Here is a 517-nt window from a genome sequence, read left to right on the forward strand (position 1 = left end):
CGCGGATCGCTGGCCCTCGCCAGCTGGACCTCGATTGCCGCAGGACTCGGACTTACCCTGCTCGTCCCGGATGCGGCGCGCGCCGAAGCGTTGCTCGCGGGACCCGGCGACGCCGCTCTGCTCAACGTGCTGCTCGCTGAGCCCACCGTCCTGGTCCTCGAGACCCCCGAGCAACGCCACCGCCTCGAGATCGACGACCTCTACGACCGCGACGGAGTGTTCGACCCGCTCGCCAGCTGGGTCGTCGAGCTCTGCCGCACCCGTGGCTGGCCCGCGCTGTCTAGCGATCCGGACCGGCTGCGTCGACTCGATCCGGCGGTAGAGGTCGACCTGCTCTGACCCCCGGCAGCTCAACGCCCGCGGCGGGAGGTGCTCTACGCCGAGCATTGACCGGGGGCGGGTCCCCGCGTCCCTGAGGCAGCAGCTCAAGACCGTGCTGACCGGGGCGCTACCGGTTCCGGAGCTCCTGCAACAGCTCCAGCGTCTGATGCTGAGCCGTCAGCAGCGCCTGCTGACT

Annotated in this window: 1 protein-coding gene; it reads left to right on the forward strand. The window is 70.6% G+C overall.

Annotation, left to right across the window (positions count from 1 at the left end):
• Positions 1-339: hypothetical protein (locus ACFPBZ_RS29585; RefSeq protein ID WP_378039676.1), on the forward strand; the 339-nt coding region annotated here is incomplete at its 5' end.
• Positions 340-517 lie beyond the last annotated feature (178 nt).

The sequence above is a fragment of the Actinomycetospora atypica genome (assembly GCF_042653685.1).
GTDB classification, from domain to species: domain Bacteria; phylum Actinomycetota; class Actinomycetes; order Mycobacteriales; family Pseudonocardiaceae; genus Actinomycetospora; species Actinomycetospora atypica.